General features: G+C 34.0%; 19 protein-coding genes and 1 pseudogene. 8 read left to right on the forward strand and 12 right to left on the reverse strand.

From position 1 onward, the window contains the following. The first annotated feature begins 50 nt into the window (after positions 1 to 50). Positions 51 to 1,010, forward strand: a complete 960-nt coding sequence (locus BK574_RS23955; RefSeq protein ID WP_158211741.1) for a nuclease-related domain-containing protein — start codon at positions 51 to 53, stop codon at positions 1,008 to 1,010. Positions 1,011 to 1,052: 42 nt separating this feature from the next. Here the strand turns inward: BK574_RS23955 and sat are convergent, their stop codons facing one another. The 9 genes and pseudogenes from sat to BK574_RS23995 form a co-directional block, all read right to left on the reverse strand. Next, a complete protein-coding gene (gene sat, locus BK574_RS23960; RefSeq protein ID WP_078430371.1) occupies positions 1,053 to 2,189 on the reverse strand; it encodes a sulfate adenylyltransferase in 1,137 nt (378 codons plus the stop codon). An 11-nt stretch (positions 2,190 to 2,200) separates the two neighbouring features. Beyond that, positions 2,201 to 2,824 (reverse strand): adenylyl-sulfate kinase, encoded by a 624-nt coding sequence (gene cysC / locus BK574_RS23965; RefSeq protein WP_078430972.1) that lies wholly within the window; start codon positions 2,822 to 2,824, stop codon positions 2,201 to 2,203. Between the two features lie 38 nt (positions 2,825 to 2,862). Further along, entirely contained in the window at positions 2,863 to 3,297 is a 435-nt protein-coding gene (locus BK574_RS23970) for an SLC13 family permease (protein ID WP_078430372.1), read from the reverse strand. Positions 3,298 to 3,300: 3 nt separating this feature from the next. Beyond that, on the reverse strand, positions 3,301 to 3,738 hold the full coding sequence (locus BK574_RS23975) for a cation:proton antiporter regulatory subunit (protein ID WP_158211743.1): 438 nt from the start codon (positions 3,736 to 3,738) through the stop codon (positions 3,301 to 3,303). A 45-nt stretch (positions 3,739 to 3,783) separates the two neighbouring features. Then, a pseudogene (locus BK574_RS29330) lies at positions 3,784 to 4,104 on the reverse strand (TrkA C-terminal domain-containing protein); the annotation flags it as partial. After that, complete coding sequence (locus BK574_RS23980; RefSeq protein ID WP_078430374.1) at positions 3,993 to 4,631, reverse strand: SLC13 family permease; 639 nt, start codon at positions 4,629 to 4,631, stop codon at positions 3,993 to 3,995. The gene BK574_RS23980 and the pseudogene BK574_RS29330, both read right to left, overlap by 112 nt. Positions 4,632 to 4,886: 255 nt before the next feature. Then, positions 4,887 to 6,038, reverse strand: a complete 1,152-nt coding sequence (locus BK574_RS23985) for a glycosyltransferase family 4 protein (protein WP_078430375.1) — start codon at positions 6,036 to 6,038, stop codon at positions 4,887 to 4,889. A gap of 2 nt (positions 6,039 to 6,040) precedes the next feature. Continuing rightward, on the reverse strand, positions 6,041 to 6,994 hold the full coding sequence (locus tag BK574_RS23990) for an NAD-dependent epimerase/dehydratase family protein (RefSeq protein WP_078430376.1): 954 nt from the start codon (positions 6,992 to 6,994) through the stop codon (positions 6,041 to 6,043). Next, on the reverse strand, positions 6,991 to 8,271 hold the full coding sequence (locus BK574_RS23995; RefSeq protein WP_078430377.1) for a UDP-glucose dehydrogenase family protein: 1,281 nt from the start codon (positions 8,269 to 8,271) through the stop codon (positions 6,991 to 6,993). The genes BK574_RS23990 and BK574_RS23995 overlap by 4 nt, the downstream gene beginning before the upstream one ends. Positions 8,272 to 8,550: 279 nt before the next feature. Between BK574_RS23995 and BK574_RS24000 the strand changes: the two genes are divergently transcribed. The 7 genes from BK574_RS24000 to BK574_RS24030 all read left to right on the forward strand — a co-directional run bounded on the left by BK574_RS24000 (position 8,551) and on the right by BK574_RS24030 (position 13,734). Beyond that, positions 8,551 to 8,754, forward strand: coding sequence for a hypothetical protein (locus BK574_RS24000; RefSeq protein WP_078430378.1), 204 nt, complete (start codon positions 8,551 to 8,553; stop codon positions 8,752 to 8,754). Positions 8,755 to 8,765: 11 nt separating this feature from the next. After that, the gene (locus tag BK574_RS24005; protein ID WP_158211744.1) at positions 8,766 to 9,407 is read left to right on the forward strand and encodes a glycosyltransferase family 2 protein; all 642 of its coding nucleotides are present in this window, start codon (positions 8,766 to 8,768) and stop codon (positions 9,405 to 9,407) included. A 51-nt stretch (positions 9,408 to 9,458) separates the two neighbouring features. Continuing rightward, positions 9,459 to 10,328, forward strand: coding sequence for a hypothetical protein (locus BK574_RS24010; protein ID WP_078430380.1), 870 nt, complete (start codon positions 9,459 to 9,461; stop codon positions 10,326 to 10,328). Beyond that, positions 10,300 to 11,157, forward strand: a complete 858-nt coding sequence (locus tag BK574_RS24015) for a galactosyltransferase-related protein (RefSeq protein WP_218970618.1) — start codon at positions 10,300 to 10,302, stop codon at positions 11,155 to 11,157. The genes BK574_RS24010 and BK574_RS24015 overlap by 29 nt, the downstream gene beginning before the upstream one ends. A 122-nt stretch (positions 11,158 to 11,279) precedes the next feature. Next, a complete protein-coding gene (locus BK574_RS24020) occupies positions 11,280 to 11,972 on the forward strand; it encodes a glycosyltransferase family 2 protein (protein WP_078430382.1) in 693 nt (230 codons plus the stop codon). Positions 11,973 to 12,295: 323 nt separating this feature from the next. Next, positions 12,296 to 13,003: a galactosyltransferase-related protein gene (locus BK574_RS24025; protein ID WP_238458080.1), complete on the forward strand. Its 708-nt coding sequence runs from the start codon at positions 12,296 to 12,298 to the stop codon at positions 13,001 to 13,003. A 32-nt stretch (positions 13,004 to 13,035) separates the two neighbouring features. After that, on the forward strand, positions 13,036 to 13,734 hold the full coding sequence (locus BK574_RS24030; protein WP_158211746.1) for a galactosyltransferase-related protein: 699 nt from the start codon (positions 13,036 to 13,038) through the stop codon (positions 13,732 to 13,734). 61 nt (positions 13,735 to 13,795) lie between these two features. Here BK574_RS24030 and BK574_RS24035 read toward each other — a convergent pair whose 3' ends face one another. Genes BK574_RS24035 through BK574_RS24045 form a run of 3 tightly spaced genes read right to left on the reverse strand, consistent with a single transcriptional unit; the run spans position 13,796 to position 16,341 of the window. Then, complete coding sequence (locus BK574_RS24035) at positions 13,796 to 14,731, reverse strand: glycosyltransferase (protein WP_158211747.1); 936 nt, start codon at positions 14,729 to 14,731, stop codon at positions 13,796 to 13,798. A 16-nt stretch (positions 14,732 to 14,747) separates the two neighbouring features. Then, complete coding sequence (locus BK574_RS24040) at positions 14,748 to 15,524, reverse strand: glycosyltransferase family 2 protein (protein WP_078430385.1); 777 nt, start codon at positions 15,522 to 15,524, stop codon at positions 14,748 to 14,750. Between the two features lie 52 nt (positions 15,525 to 15,576). Next, entirely contained in the window at positions 15,577 to 16,341 is a 765-nt protein-coding gene (locus BK574_RS24045; protein ID WP_078430386.1) for a polysaccharide pyruvyl transferase family protein, read from the reverse strand. Positions 16,342 to 16,346 lie beyond the last annotated feature (5 nt).

Raw genomic sequence — 16,346 nt, forward strand, 5'->3', positions numbered from 1 at the left:
AACAACGAAGGAGGAATATTTAATTTAAAAATATGAGGAGAGTGAATCACATGATTAAAAAACCTCGAAAAATCCCCCTGAAAATTCTCAAGTTAGAAGCTTTACTTAGAAGATTACCATCCGATCATCCAAAAAGAAATCAATTAAAGGAAGACCTCGCCAAAAATAAGGCGGGATACAATGGAGAAAAGGCGATTGATTACCATTTATTATTACTCCCAGATGATAAATATACGATTTTGCACGACATACGAATACCTCATAATAATACCCACTATTTTCAAATTGATAGTTTAATAATTACTCCAAAATATCTTCTAATACTCGAAGTGAAAAATATCAATGGTTCCTTACACTTTGATCAGACGTTTCATCAGTTAATACGTACGATAAACGAAGGAGAAGAAGCATTTCCAGATCCCATCCTACAAGTACAACGTCAAACCTCCCAGCTTAGGATGTGGTTAGAAAAACATAAGTTTCCATCTATCCCGATTTGTTCATTCGTTGTAATAAGCAACCCCTCGACAATAATAAAAGCAGCACCAAATAAAGTAGTCATTCATGCTGCCTCACTCCCTCACAAGATAAACAAGTTAGATAAATTTTATACACAGGACATCCTAACCTTAAAAGAAATAAAGAAACTTTCAAACCTCTTAACAAAACAGCATCAGCCTTTAGATCAAAACATTCTCCAACACTACCATATTCCTCAAACTGACATTATTACAGGCGTTTATTGTCCAGAGTGTTTCCATATTTCAATGATAAGAAAAAGAGGAAAATGGTTTTGTCCCCAGTGCTTAAACCTTTCTCGTGATACTCACATTCCGTCGTTAAAAGATTACTCCTTCCTTATAGGTAAAGAAATTACGAACCAACAAGCAAGAGAATTTTTAAATATTACCTCTATCACAGTGACAAAAAAGCTACTCCTATCATCGAACTTGCAATATTCTGGGGATAAGAAAGGGAGAAAATATAAACTGATTTTTCCAGAAACCTAACAACTTATTAAGAAAGTTATTAGGTAAACATTTAGAATAGAGTCAACTTTTCATTCCTTTCATTAAAATGTCAATGACTTCAGGACGGCTAAACTGTGGCGTTGGTGTTACACCGTTTCGAAGCATTTCCCGAACTTTGGTTCCCGATAAATGGAGGTGATCCTTCTTGTCATGAGGACATGTTTTACTCGATGCCATATTGTCACACTTATTACAGTAAAAGCTATGCTCAAAACATAGAATATTGATCCCAATGTCATCAGGAGGAAACTGCTTAAAAATCTCTTGCGCATCATACGTTCCATAATAGTCACCAACACCAGCATGATCTCGCCCGACAATAAAATGAGTGCAACCATAATTTTTTCGCACAAGCGCATGAAATATGGCTTCTTTTGGTCCAGCATAACGCATAGCTGCTGGAAATACAGATAAAAGTACACGATCACTAGGATAATAGTTTTTTAGTAGTACTTCATAGCTTTCCATTCGAATCTCAGCAGGGATATCATCTGATTTTGTTTCGCCAACAAGCGGGTTAAGAAATAGCCCATCAACTGTTTCAAGAGCACATTTCTGAATATACTCGTGAGCTCTGTGTACGGGATTTCTTGTCTGGAACCCAACGACGGTTTGCCAATTTTTTTGTTTGAAAAATTTCCTCGTGGAAGCAGGTTCATTATAGTATTGTAAAAAGCGTTTATTTTTACTTGGAACTTTTGTTAAGGTAATCGGTCCTGCTACATAGACGTTAGGGCGGTCTATGAGTTTTTTTACTCCTGGATGGTTTTGGTCTGTTGTTTGATATACGAGCTTTGCTTCTAGTAGTTTATCAGGAGTGTACATTTCATCCACGTGTAAGATGCCGTAAACGGTATTTTCAAAGGTTAGTTTTACATGCTGACCTACTATTATATCACTGGCCAATTCTTCAGTTACAGGAAGAGTAACCGGGAGACTCCAAACCAATCCAGCTTTTAACCTCATATTGTATAAAACAGATTCATAGTCTTCTTTTCCTAAAAAACCAGTAAGTGGGCTATAAGCTCCATTTGCGATTAACTCCAAGTCGGACAATGCCATTTTATCAATCTCAATTTCAGTAGTGATCGAAGAATAATCAAAGTTTAAATCAATTTGATTGACGAGTTTTCCACCATGAGGAATACTTTGTGTCAAATTTCTCACTCCTAACTTTTTTCACCCAGACTTAACTTTTTTTCAATGAAAGATTTAATTTTTTGTACACATTTCTCAACAGACATCGTTGTCGTATCAACGATTATTTCGGGGCTTTTAGGTTCTTCATAAGGCTGACTTATCCCAGTAAATTGAGGGATTTCACCATTTCGAGCTTTTTTATATAACCCTTTAGGGTCTCGTTTTTCACATTCCTGTAATGAACATTTCACATATACTTCAATAAATTCACCTGGTTCAAATAGTGACCGTGCCTGTTTTCGGTCTTCCTCATAAGGTGAAATAAGGGCTGCCAAAACGACAATCCCTGCATCAACAAATAGTTTTCCGACTTCAGCCGTTCGTCTGACATTTTCTTTCCGATCTTCTTCAGAGAAAGTTAAATTACGGTTGATCCCATGGCGCAGATTGTCTCCGTCTAATAAATAAACACTAACACCTGCTTTAAATAATTCGTGTTGAAGTGCGTTAGCTATTGTAGATTTACCAGATCCAGAAAGTCCTGTGAACCAAAGCATGAGACTTTTATGGCCGTGTAATTTTTGTCGATCTTGTTTTGTTATATTTGAATGATGCCAAACAATATTAGATGGGTTATTTTTATTTTCTTTAATTTTGGACAACTCCTTTCCTTTTGTAAAATTATTCTATGCTACCCCCATATGAATACAGAAAGAAAAACGGTAACTACCATACAAAGAATGCTTAAGGGGAATCCTACTTTGAAAAAATCAGTAAATCGGTATCCACCTGGTCCGTAAACGAGTAAATTCGTCTGGTAACCTATTGGGGTAATAAAGCTACAGGAGGCGGCAATTGAAATAACGATTGCAAATAGTTCAGGGTTGTATCCTAGCTGAACAGCTAAAGAAAATCCTATTGGAAACATGAGGGCAGCTGCTGCAATATTGCTAATGATTTCTGTTAGAACTAATGTTACTAGGTAGATTATGAAACTAAGCACGATTAGGTTAATTTGATTTTCAAAGTTTAAAAGATTGGTTATTAGAGTTGGTAATCCTGTATTTTCTACTGCCTTTGCAATTCCGATGGCTGAAGCGATAAGGATCAAAATACCCCAATCAATTGCTTATTTTGCTTCTGTAGTTGTAATCGATTTGGTTACAGTTAGAATAATCATTCCAAGAAGAGCTGCTTGGAGAATGGATAGTAGTTGAAAAGAAGCTAATGCAATGACACCAATTAGTGTTGGGATAATAATTTTAGTTTTATCAGGTCCTATCGGTTCTTCGGTTTCGATGCCTGATACAAGATAAAAATCACGGGAATTTGACCATGATTTTAAAAAATCTTTACCTGTTAACAGTAGGAGTGTATCTCCAGGTTTGATAATAATGTTTCCAATCCCAGAGGAAATTTGTTGATTTTTTCTTCGGATAGCAACGATAGCAGCATTATATTGGGCTCTGAAATTGGAGTTTTTTATTTTTTTATTTATTAATGGGGAAGAATGGGATACAACAACTTCGACTAAATTTGAGTTATAGCGTTTATAAACAGATTCCAATTCCTCGTTTGAAGTGGTCAGTTTTAGCCCCTTTATATTTTTTAACTTCAGGATGTTTTCGATATTACCTGAAAAGATAAGTAAGTCGTTTTCTTGAATGACTTCATAATTGGAAGCTGGAGTAATGACGTTATTTTTTCGAATAATTTGAACTAAAAAAATATCATGTAATGACCTTAAATTTACATCCTTTACTGTTTTGCCATCCCATAAAGATTCACTCGTTACTTTTACTTCAACTGTATAATCTTTCCTTATAGACTGGTAGGCTTCAAATAAATTTTTATTATTTGGTAATTTTTTTGACCATACATAATCATATATAATAAGCAGATAAAAAACAGCGGGATTCCAATAAGTGAAAATTGAAACATTGAAAATCCTGGATGTCCATTTTGTTGTAGCAATCCATGAATAAGTAAATTAGTGGAAGTACCGATTAAGGTAACTGTCCCTCCAACAATAGCAGCATAAGATAGTGGTATTAATAGTTTTGAAGGAGAAATTTTATTTTGTATTCCCCATTTATGAACAATAGGGGTAAGCATTGCAACAATTGGAGTATTGTTCATAAAAGCTGATAACAAGGATACGGGAAACATAACTTTAAGGAGTACGATGGATAGTTTTTTATTTGTTCCTAATATACGTGTTAGGAGTTTTGGAACAACCCCACACTTTTGAACTGCATAAGCAATAATCATTAATAAGGCAATAGTATGGACGGCAGGGTTAGCAAAACCTTGGAATGCCTCATTAATAGGAAGAACGCCTAATACAATAAGTAAAGATAATGCGGTAAAAACGGTAAGTTCAGGTGAGTACCACTCTTTAATGAGACTTAAAAACATAAGAATTAAAACAACAATAACCGTAATTACAACAGGTGACATAATAACACTCCATACATATTCAAACTTATCACTACTATTTAAGTATGTATTGTATAGTGATTTTGTCCTGTCTGTTGCCTATTTTGTAATAATCTTTGAAATAAATGTTTTTAATAATTGAATAACCGAAAAAAGAGCCTTCCTATTTTCAAAGAGTTTGTAAGTAAAGTTAAACCTTCGACTTTTAGGAAGGAACTCCTTTTGGTATCATGATACCTTGAATGTGAGAGAAAGATTTTGTTTTTTGAACTGATACTATTTTTCATTTATTGAGGATCGTATAGAATCGTATACTGTTTCTATATGTTTAAAAGTATGTTTATATTGAAAGTTTTCTTCAACAAGTAATCGACCGTTCTTCGCATATTGTAAAGCAACGTTTGGGTTTGATAAATAGTAATCAATTGCATCGACAAATTCATTCGGATGATTGTATTCATCGATCACGTATCCATTTTTTAAATGGGAAATCACTTCGGTGTTGCCTCCCCTATTTGTCGTAATGATCGGAAGACCAGCAGCCATTGCTTCGTAGTGAACACGAGCTAGTGGTTCCTCCCATTGTGAACTACATACAAAAATATCAGCCATGAGAAAGAATTTAGGGATTTCTTGGGCTGGGATAAATTTTGTGAATAGAACTTTGTCTTTTAAAGGTTTTGCTAGTTGGTGTAAGTAATTTACATAATAATCGATCGAATTGTCGCTGTACCATCTGCCGCCAGCAATAACTAAGACGGCATCAGGATGTTTTTTTAGCAGCGGTTTCATCGCTTGGATTAAAAGATGTGGACCTTTTGATTTGCAAAGGCGACCAGCAAATAATATTACTTTTTGATTTTCAACACCATATTTTTCACGGTAATGTTGACGGATCGGTTGGATATAAGGAGACCAAATTGGTGGAAATTCATTTAGGTTAATACCTGAGTAGGCCACTGTTGTTTTCTGTTCAGCTTCAGGAAACCGTTTAATAATTTGTTGTTTGATAAAATGGCTTATCGTTAAAATATGGTCGCAAGTTTCAATGACTTTAATTCCTAATTCGGAAGAAATTTTTGCTTCGCGCATAACGTCATTGTGTAGACTTAATATAAACTTACTGTTAGGAGCAACCTCCTTATAACGAAGAATAGCTTTCGGACGATTGTAAACTTGAATAATATCAAACTGGGACTTAGCTAACTGTTTTGTGATCTCTCGTGAAAAATATTGATAAGGAACTCGAATATATTCAATGTTACCGATTTTCTCTTGTTTCGGTAAGGGAGGATCAGCTACAGAAAAGATTGTAATGTCATGCTTCTCGCTTAATATCGGTACGATTCCATCAATCAATACTTGGATAGCTCCACCTTTGATAGCAGGTGAAGGGAGGTTTTCGGTACATACGAAAGCAATTTTCATAATTACACCCCCTTATAAAGTATTTTTAAATCTTCTATTTCTTTTTGCAATCCTTCCTTAAGAGAGATGACTGGTTGATAATGTAGGAGCTTTTGAGCTTTTGAGATGTCGGCCCATGTATGTTTCGGCTCTCCACGAGTCTTTCCCGTATATTCGATGGTCGCTTTTCGCTGGAAAATTTCTTCAATAGTTGCAATGGTATCTAATACTGAAGCACGTTCTTTTCCACCAATGTTGATCGTCTCGCCGATAATAGGATGATCTGTATATAGTGCGGCTGCAGTACCTTTGACACAATCAGAAATATACGTGAAATCCCTCGATTGTTTTCCATCTCCAAAAACATGAATAGGATCACCAGCCATCATCTTTTTTATAAAACGATGAAAGGCCATATCTGGTCTTTGTCTAGGTCCGTATACGGTGAAGTACCTTAAAATCACAATCGGGACACCATCATTTTCATAATAAACATTACATAAATATTCTCCTGTTAACTTCGTAACACCGTACGGGGAAAGCGGTGCACAAGTCGCGTCTTCTGATACCATGCCAGTTTTATCGCCGTAAGCTGAGGAAGTTGAAGCATAAATGAACTTTTTAATCGGTAGTTTACGACTAGCCTCTAATAACCGCTGGGTACCATTGATATTATAATCAACATAAAGTTTAAAGTCCTCACCCCAACTCGTTCTGACACCTGGCATTCCAGCTAAATGGAAAATGACATCTATTCCTTCAAGGTGATCCTCCCAATTGATATGGAGTAAATCCTTCTTAACCAGTTGAAAACGTGGATGGTTTATGAGATTGAATAAGTTTCTCTGTTTGATCGAGTGATCCGTAAACCCTAAAAATCCATCTACACCAATCACTTCATTGGCTTCATCTAATAAAAGATACTCACATAAGTGGGAACCTATAAAGCCAGCAGCTCCTGTAACTAATATTTTCACAGTTGCCCAACCCCTAAATAATGGAAACCAACATATTTTACCGTCCTAGGGTCAATGATGTTACGACCGTCTAGAACGATATTTCCATTCATTTCTTCTTTTACTTTTAACCAGTCGATCCCCTTAAATTCCTTCCACTCAGTGGCAATGATGAGTACATCTGATTGTTTTACCGATTCATAGACGTTTGAATGACAGATAATATTGGGTTTATCCAATTTAACAATAGGATCATACGCGTGAATATTAGCCCCTTCTTCCAGCAATTTATCTATTAACCGTATGGAAGCTGAATAACGAATATCGTCCGTATCAGGTTTAAAAGAAAGTCCCCAAACCGTAATTTGTTTTCCATTTAGGTCTGGAATAGCGCTTTTTAGTTTTTTAAAATAGACGTCAATTTGCGTATCATTAACGTTTTGTACAGAAGTGATTAGCTCGGGGTGAATGTTTTTCTTTTTTGCAGAATACGTAAGTCCCTGTAAATCTTTAGGGAAACACGAGCCACCGTATCCTAAACCAGCTCGAAGGAAGAGTGGACCAATCCTAGGATCGGTTCCTAGCCCTAAGGAAACATCCGATACATTCACTCCATAAGCATCACAGATTCGTGCAATCTCATTTATGAACGAAATTTTAGTCGCTAAAAAAGCATTTGAAGCATATTTAATCATTTCCGCACCCGTTAGACTTGTGACAATATAAGGTGCATGTACCTGTTTATAAATTTTTTGCATGACTTGAAGTGGCTCAGGTCTTTTGATTCCAATAACAATCTTATCTGGTTCTAGCATATCTTTTACAGCCGTTCCTTCACGAAGAAATTCAGGATTTGAAACAATATCAAATAATGATGGATCAACATTTTTCTCTAGTAGCATGTTATGAATTTCTTCATTTGTTCCAGGTGGTACCGTACTTTTTACAATAATTGTTTTGTGTGAAGTAATTGACGCTGCAATATCATCAACCACTGACTTCACATAGGATAGGTTAGGACTTCCATCTTCTAATGAGGGGGTGCCAACTGTAATAAATATAATCGGATTTTCAGCAATCTTTTCTTTTACTTTAGTTGAAAAAGTTAGGAAATTATTTTGTATGCTCTTATCAATGATCTCTTTTAACCCTGGTTCAAAAATAGGGACAATTCCTTTTTTTAAAACCGCAATTCTTTTAGAGTCAATATCTACACAATCGACATAATGACCACAGTCGGATAACACTGCTGCAGTTGTAAGTCCTACATACCCAGCTCCAATCACACATATATTCATCCGAAATCTCCTTCCAAACAGCAAATACGACATCGAAATTTATGGCTTATATATCGTATTAATGGGCAGGGGAAATACGTGACAATATCCCATCGAAACAATGAAAAATAGGTGAAGTCCTAGATTACTCCATTGGAAAAATTCATTTCTTTCTGGGATTAGGTATACGGAAGGAGTAAGTATTCTTATAGTTTACTTATCAAAAAAGCTTTTTGAATGAGACAACTTCCTTAGAAATATTTATAAGAATAGAGTACTAACAAGAGTAGAGGGATAGGGATGAAGATGACAAAAGTAAAAAAAATCGACAATGCAGGTGATGGTAAAAGAGTTATTAATACAAGTAACAATCATAGAACGTGTCATATTGGTGAACAGGTTCTAGTCTTATTTCATAAATTTAGTAAAAGCGATAAAACAGCTTATTTATTAGAAGTTAGGAGAAGAGTAGATAAATGGTTTCGATTATTACATGTACTATGAGATCAGAATGTATGGACAATGTATTTGAAAATTATAACCAACAAACGTGGGAGCATAAAGAATTAATTATTGTTCTTAACACTGATGGTATGGACATAAAAAAATGGAAAGAGAAAGCAAATCAATTTCCGAATATTTCCGTTTTTTATCAACCAAATAATGTTACTTTGGGTGAATGTTTTAACTTTGCGGTTACAAAAGCTAAATACGAATATATTGCTAAATTTGATGATGATGATTATTATGCGCCAAAATATTTGTCAGAAATAATGGAGGCCTTTAATCAAACAAATGCGGATATTGTTGGTAAAAAATCAATTTATGCTTATCTCCTAGAAAAAAAAGCTCTTGTCATTCGAGAGAAGGGTCATGAAAAAAAATTTACGGAAAATGTTAGAGATTGTACATTAGTTGTGAAGAAAGAAGTCTTTAACAATATTACACTAGCACATAAAAACCAGCGTGCATTTTGGGAGTTTCAAATCGAATGTCGAAACAAAGGATATATCATCTATTCAACCAGCAAACAAAACTTTGTCTATATCAAGCGAAAGGAAAATTATCATACGATGAAATGGAGTATCAATGAGTTTATGAGACAATGTAAATTTGTTAAATATACAGATGATTTTAAATCTGGAATAGAGTCATAAGAGGTTCACTATTCATCAATTGAATGCTGAGATTAAAAGGATGGTTGAAGAATGAAGGTTGAAAATAATCATTCCGTAAATCATATAAGGGATTATCTGGAACAACTTGAAGATTACTTTAATCAAGATGAATCCCTAACAAAAGAAGAGGAAAATCCGGTTGAAATTACTTTTGCCATTTCTTTAAAAAGTAAACAAGTATCACGAAACTGGAACACAGTTCAAGAAAATTTATCAAAAACGTTAAGATCAATTTTAAACAATACTGATCAACACTTTCGAATTATAATAGCAGGGCATGAGAAGCCCCAAATTAATGAATTAAATCATGGCAGTGTTACATGGTTGCCAGTAAAGTTTCGCCGTCCAAGGAATTCTGGAGAATTTTCTATGGATAAACTAAATAAACGTAAGGTGATCGGTGCATTTTTGAGGAAAGTTGGCTTTTCAGGGTACTTTATGCCGCTTGATGCTGATGATTGGATCCACTATAGATTTGTAGAGTATTTAAGCAAACAGCCATTTTCAAATGCTTTTATATTACAGAAAGGGTTCATGTTAAATACAAAGCTTAAAGAGATTTGGGAGAGGGATAATTTTTACCGAGGGTGTGGTAGCGGTATTATCTATTACTTTCGCAATTCTGACTTTCCTTTAAGTACAAGGATAAGAGATATTCAGCGAGTTTCTTTCAAAGTAGCGTTAAGGCCTCACCTAAAAGTTATTCAAAATCTTAAAATCATTAAAAAAGACTATCATATGGTTACTACTCCACTTGCAATTTGGGTTCTTGGTCATGGAGACAATAATAGTATATTAAAAGGAAAGAAAGATAATTCAATATCAGCAAAGAACTATAATGCTCAAGGAGAAAAACTTGAAGAGTGGTTTTATGATTATTTTAAAATTAAGGAGAAATAAAGGTATCCAGTTTAAGTATATTTTTTTGAAGGATATTTCTATTTTTAGTGAAAATAAAACTACGAAAATGCTTTTATATTCAGATGTTAGTTTCGATAGAGCGATAATGAAGGGTGAAATAACTATGTTAAATAATGTATCGGTATTGATCCCATACAAGCCAGATAATGGGGTAAGAGATAACTTATTTAAATGGGTGCGATCATTTTATGAAAATGTTATGCCTGATGTAGAGCTGTGTATCGGTGAAGACCATAGTGAACTTTTTAATAGATCACGAGCAATTAATACAGCTGCTCAAAAAGCGAGTAAAGAGATCTTTGTAATTGCTGATGGTGATGTCATTTATAATCCAGAAATGATTGTTCAAGCTATAAAATTACTTGATAAACATGCTTGGGTGATACCTTATCGGAAATGGTTGAATCTCGATAAGGAAAGTACTGAAAAAATTCTTAAGATATCCCCCGAATGGCCTTTACCGATAGAAGTGAAATATAAACAACGAGGTCATAAGAGAAATAAAAAACCTAACCCAGAAAGCGGAGTGCTAGTTCTTCCTCGTAAAAACTTTAATATTGTAGAAGGGTTTGATGAAAGGTTTAAAGGGTGGGGAAAAGAAGACAGAGCTTTTTGTATAGCAATGAACACACTATGTGGTCCATATAAGCGCATTGAAAAAGGGTTTTTATACCATTTATGGCATCCAAGTACGGGAGCAGGAGGAAACCCCCATTTTGAAAAAAACAATGAGTTATATTTAGGATATGTAAAGTGTAGGGGGAATAAATCTAAGATGAAAAATTTTATTAGGAATAGAGAGATATAGTATTAGTCAAAGTAGGATTTCTATTTACTGGATCAAAAAGGAGAAACAGAACAACTGGCCAAGAGCGTTGATAAACTAATTGAAAATGCATCAAAATTCGGTCTTATATTTGAGGTGATGAAATGGTTTCTATAATAGTAAGTACAACTAGACAGCATCACATCAACATTGTTTTTGCAAATTACAAGAGGCAAGAATGGAAGGAAAAAGAACTAATTATTATATTAAATAAGGAAGATATGGATATTTATGAGTGGAAAAAAGAAGCGAAGAAACATCAAAATGTCACGGTGTTTCAATTATCAGAAAAATTAACCCTAGGAGAGTGCCTAAATTTCGGCATAGAAAAATCCAAATTTGAATACATTGCTAAGTTTGATGATGACGATTATTATGGACCTTGTTATCTTAAACAATCGATGACAGCCTTTGAAAACACAGGTGCCTCAATTGTTGGAAAACATACTGTCTTTATGTATTTTGAAAATAGTAAAACACTAGCGGTATGTAATCCAAAGAGGGAGAAACAATTTACTAGGTTTATTAAAGGTGGAACGATCATGTTCAAAAAAGAGATTTTTAAAAAGGTTAAATTTATTAAAGCCCCTGTCTCCACAGATCTTTATTTTCTTAGAGATTGTGCTAAAAAGGGGTATAAAATATTTTCTACCGATCGATATAATTATACATGTATTAGGAGGGGGGATAAAAATACCCATACTCAAAGAAGTAGTGATAAGAGCTATTTAAAACAAAGTATAATAGTTTGTAAAACTGATAATTTTGTTCCTTTAGTGACAAAAGATATTCTCTAGGGGGATGGAAAAATACAACTTGTTTCCCGTCCCCTCTCTTGGGACACAATTCCACCTCTTTCCCCTTTCAAATTTCAACTTTGGAATCCTGCAAAATGATATATCCTATTCAATGAGAAACAACCTCAAAGCTGTTCAGCAAATAACTATTTTCAATTACTTGATTTATTAAACTATGTCCAGTGTATCCTCCATTTCATATAAATATTAGAGGTATTCAAAGCAGTTCAATTTTGTTTATTGAAGGTGGCTTTGAAAGCTCAGAAATGAGTGTTTAAAGATGAGTTCTCTTTTATTTATGAAAGAAAGTGAGGAGGATAATGATGTTGAAAAATGTTTCGGTGTTAATTCCTTATAAACCAGATAACGGATTAAGGGATCAGTTACTCGCCTGGGTTATTACATTTTATAAAAATGTATTGCCTAAAATAGAAATTTGTATAGGAGAAAATCATGATGACCTTTTTAGTAGAGCACAAGCTATTAATAATGCTGCAAAGAAAGCAACGAAAGATATCTTTGTAATTGCAGACGGAGATATCGTATATAATCCGCAAGTCATTAAACGGTCTATTCAGTTACTTGAAAAGTATGCATGGGTAATCCCATATAAAAAGTGTTTAGACCTTACAGAAGACAGTACTAATAAGCTCTTAAAAAAACCACCACATTGGCCCTTACCTAAAGAAATAGAGTATACAGAGCGGTTTAAAGATGATACAAAATACCAGTCTGTAGGTGGCTTCACCATCCTTTCACGTAAAAATTTTAATAGTGTTGGAGGATTTGATGAAAGATTTAAAGGCTGGGGAGGAGAAGATGACGCATTTAAACATGCGATGGATACAATATGTGGGCCTCATAAACGAATTGAAGATGAGTTTATCTATCATTTATGGCATCCAAAAGTTGGGGGAAAGAAAAACCCTAATATTGAAAAAAACCGACACTTTATTAGACGGTATGCCAGTTGTAATGGAAATATAGAAAAAATGAAAACCTTAATTAATAAACGTAAAAGCATGGGTTAATTCAATAATATGCATTTGGAGGAGGAATGCCGATGCTAGGAGATGTTTCCATTTTAATACCTTTTAAGCCAGATAACAGAATTAGAAGTGAATTATTTAATTGGGTAATAAAATTTTATGAAACTTTGTTACCTGAAGTTGAAGTATGCGTAGGGGAAAATCATGAAGAGCTATTTAATAGATCAATGGCGATTAATAATGCTGCAAAGAAAGCAACAAGAAATGTATTTGTGATTGCAGATGGTGATATCATATATAACCCAAAAGTTATTGTTCAATCCTTACTGCTGCTTGATAAATATGCATGGGTAATCCCCTATAAAACCTTTATGGATTTTACGCAGGAAAGTACCAAAAAACTATTAAAAAAAATACCAATGTGGCCATTACCTGTTGGGGTGGAGTATGCTGAACGTTACAAAAACAATTATAAATGTGTGAGTGGTCTTATTATTGTTCCTCGGCAAAATTTCAATAGAGTCGGAGGATTTGATGAACGGTTTAAAGGATGGGGGGGAGAGGATGATGCATTTATGAATGCTATGAATACTTTATGTGGCCCCTATAAAAGACTAGAAGAAGAGTATATCTATCATTTATGGCATCCAAAAGTTGGATCGAAAACAAATTCAAATTATGCTAATAATTACAAATTATATAAAAGATACCTTGAAAGCAATGGAGATGCGGTAAAGATGGAAGAGTTAATAAGAGAACACAAAATGAAATAAGCTTCTTTTCAAATTAATGAAGGGAAGCTTATTTAAGCCTTTTTCTGTATTGTTAAGTTTTTCATAGTTGAATATTCAGGTAGTCAAGAATATATTGAATAAATTGATGAATTCTAATTTCCGTAGTATGCCTAGATCTGACCATTTTGTAACCATTTTCTGCAATGTGTAACCTCTCAGCATCATTTTTTATATAATATTGTGCCTTTGCAAAGTAATTTTTATCATTGATCTCCACAAAAGTTTTTCGATCTACAAAACCAAGATCCTTTAATTCTTGTGAATCAGTAGCGAGAAGTAATGTGTTACATCCAAGCACTTCAGTATATTTTTTAATAGGGAACTTATATATTGAATCATCTGTAAAAAAAATTTTTGCTCTGTTAATCTCCTTGGCATAATTTTCACCTATTAGCGCAGTTTTAATAGCATCTGCAGAGAAATATTTATAACCTGGGTGTATATGATGAACAAAACCGTTAACACCATTCATCTCATTGGCAATTTTTTGTCGCAAAGGATAATGCTTTTCTGTTGTAGCTCCCATTAGCAAATAGTCAATATCTTTATCTAATTTATAATCCTTAAATATCGGTGTATGAATAAAGTGTGGTAACCATCTGTACATATGTGAGAATTCAGGAAAGTGTTGTAAAAAGTAATCTCGATAATGGACAAATATTAAATGAGCTGAATAATCTTTAACCAGCTGTTTAAATTTTTCTTGGTTAGAATGTAAATCGTGATAAAGTATGCCCACTGGGATATTACAATCTCTTAAACCAGTAATCGGCTGATTGTTAAAGAGTCCGTCGAAATAAATAAAATTAGGTTTGAAATTTAATTCATCTAATAATTTTTTTATATGTCCTCCTTTCGTAATAAATCGGACATCAACGTTTGAATGTTTAGCAAGTTCAGATTTAAAATATTCTTTATCCTCATGCAAGTAGTTTTTTTTATCTACAGTTGAATATAATATTTTTAACTTGCCCACGTAACCCCCCCTTAATTCAGGTAAGATAAGCTGATATGGTTTCTTGGCTAAAATATTTTTTGTAATTGATTTTTTCAAAATGAGACTTTGATCCGGCTGATTTGAACTCTTTAATTCCATGTTTTTTCTCATACAATAGGTATGAGTCTTGTGTTTGAAATCTATATTTCTGATAATGTTTTTTTTGCACCTGTTTATGGTAAATAAACACCTCAGGGTGAAGAGCAACTTTCATCTTCCCTTTATGGGAAAAAAAGAAATCAATATGATGAAAAACCTTCAGTCGATCATCCCAAGGGTGTTTTATAAGTACATCCGTCCTAGCCAGGAAGAAGTTATGAATAATATCATAAAGCTTACAGCCAGCTTCTTCACCATAAGAATCTTTCGTATGGGTTAATACGCCATCTTTATAGTTTAATTTACCGTGATAGCTATGGACTCTATTTTTCCAAATCCAACGTCCACCTACTATATCTACATCGGAATTTTCAAGTACGTGTAATAATTTTTCAATTTTTGTTTCTTTAATAAAACAATAATCATCATCGAGGACTAAAACATAAGGGGTTTTAACTTGTTGTATTAAAAAATTCCTGCCTTTTGACATCCCAATATTGAAGGGTAAAACATGGAACTCAACGTCATTCCTAGGTTGGGGATTTTGACTATCATCAGCAACAATAATCTTTAATTTGGGATAATACTTTTTAATACTATTTATTAATAGATCTAAACACTCCGGCCGTTCAAAGGCTTTAATAATGGCAGTTACCTTTTGTTCTACGTTCATTTTTCGGCTCCTTCCTTATACTAGTTATTTTACTTTTAAAGTAATTAGAGGTTTAGAGGAAATATACAGGGAAGCCTTTAAGGGAATAATTGGCAATTCCACGTACTTTATGATAGTTATTATCACGACAATAGACCTTTTTACCCATCATTGCTGCTGCAATCATAACGTGTGCTCGGTCGGTATGGATAATTTCGTGCCTGCTAATCATTTTAAGCCATTCATGCAAATTCTTACATTTGATGGAAATGTCTATATTATCTTTTGGGATCCGTTTATTGATCGAATCATGATCTGTACGAAAGGCGTTTAAGTTGCCATTTCTTGTTTCACTGTAGGTGGAAAAATTATAAAAAAAGGCACAGTCATAGGCAAGATCTGCATCACATAAATTTTTGATTTGTTTGAATGATTCTACTTCTCTTGCAAATACTAAAGCTTTTGTTTTCATAAGCGCATCTTTTACTAATGTTAAGGAAGTATCGAATGATGATGGGAAAATAATGACATGCTCAAATCTTTCCTCAACAAAAGGTAGTAATTCTGGCCATAAATGATAAGCATGACACCAGTTACCCCCACCTGCAATAATTGCGGTTTCACCCGAAGTTTTCTTAATCCTTCTCCAATCGATCTCCTTATAATTTTTATTAGAAAGCAGATCTCGTGTAGCTTCCCATATAAGATGGTCTCCTATATTTCCTCCTGATTTCATTAAAGTAATATCAGTTGCATTGTCTATTAACCTTTTTAACTTTTTTTTACTGTATTCGATCTCCTTCTTCTGTATTAGATATTGTTCTAAGTTTCTCTCCACTGAAA

The organism is Alkalihalobacterium alkalinitrilicum (genome assembly GCF_002019605.1).
Classification (GTDB): Bacteria; Bacillota; Bacilli; order Bacillales; family Bacillaceae_F; genus Alkalihalobacterium; species Alkalihalobacterium alkalinitrilicum.